This is a genomic window from Acetobacter fabarum (assembly GCF_011516925.1).
Classification (GTDB): Bacteria; Pseudomonadota; Alphaproteobacteria; order Acetobacterales; family Acetobacteraceae; genus Acetobacter; species Acetobacter fabarum.
The window spans coordinates 1-1,256 of record NZ_WOTG01000048.1; the positions used below are offsets into that span (position 1 = coordinate 1).

Below are 1,256 nucleotides of genomic sequence, written 5' to 3' on the forward strand. Positions count from 1 at the left end.
CGTTGGGCAATGCTTGGGTTCACCCCAGCGCACGGATCTGGCAGCCCAAGTGTTGCCTCCCACTCGGGCAACAGTTCGGTTGTACTGGTGGGAAACGCATCAACCAGCAGATTACCTGCCCGGTCAGAGCTACGTGCAAAACTGGCAGCCCATGCGCCACTAATCTTGTAAAGAACACTCCCCTCGCCCCGAGGCCAGATCGGCCCGGTGGGCAGCAGGCTCATGAAGGCCGACCGAAACATATCTTTGGTGAAGACTGGCGGCATATCAGCTCTCGAAAGTGATGGAGCCCAGCACCGGCATGGCCGCTGCATTGGCACCCGTAACTGGACCCGTAGGTTCAGACACGCTGAAGGTACTTAGATTGAGGGCTGACAGGGCTTCATCCCAGTTATTGGGGTGTATCGTTCCACCAGGGGCCGACAGGCGAAGGAACATGTCGGTCAATGCAGCCTTGATAAGCGTCTGGTTGGCAACCGTATTGCCGGTCCCCAGATCGGCTATTGTAAAATCGACGGGTTGGGCCACGGGGGCGCAGACGATGACAAGGGCATCGACCGGTTGAGACTGATAAAGCGCATTGGCGATGACCAGTTGGTCCCCTGTTGCCGTCGCATACCGTGTATCCGAGGCACTTGCCCCATCGGTCCCGTTCGGGAAGCCGCCGCCAGACGCATTGGCGTCATCCAGCATGGGATAGACCACCACTGTTCCAGCTCCAAAGCCCAAGGGGTTAACCCAAGCTCGGGTTACGCCGGGCACCGCCAGAGCCCAGTCGATGTAATCCTGTTTTTTGCCATTTTCTCCGTCCCCTTGCCATGCGAGCAGGACGCGGGAGCGGAAGTCTTCCTCCTCCTCAATATCCGTGCCACCACCAAAAGCAGAAGACACCTGCCCCACTGTCTGGATGCCGGGCACAGGGCTGGATAATGTTGCAAGGCTGCCTGATGGCAGGTTGCCAGCACTTCCTGTTACGCTGCATGTGGCAGGGGCCGTGGCAACACTATTGGTGGTTGTGCTGTCCGCCGTTGTTGTGGCTGTTAAGCCACCAGCCAGCGCAATACTGGTGCCAGCCGGAATAGTACCGTCCCCCGTAACATCGAAAGAAACGCTACCAGAAGCCGCAGATGCTGCCTTGCGGGTCACGCCTTTTAGCGCCCCCCAGCTTTCCAGATATTCATCCGTTGCAGTCCAGGGGACCGCCTGTTGGGATATCCAGTCCAGATAGGCGTAATGGAGGTAGGACAGACCCGCCA

The 1,256-nt window shown here is 58.5% G+C and carries 2 protein-coding genes; both read right to left on the bottom strand.

All coding sequences use genetic code 11. The features are described 5' to 3' along the window. The coding region (locus GOB83_RS14605) for a putative phage tail protein (protein ID WP_242005898.1) at positions 1 to 224 on the bottom strand (224 nt) is incomplete at its 3' end. 43 nt (positions 225 to 267) lie between these two features. Continuing rightward, positions 268 to 1,256, bottom strand: a 989-nt coding sequence (locus tag GOB83_RS14610; protein WP_165926625.1) for a baseplate J/gp47 family protein, incomplete at its 5' end; no start/stop codon positions are given.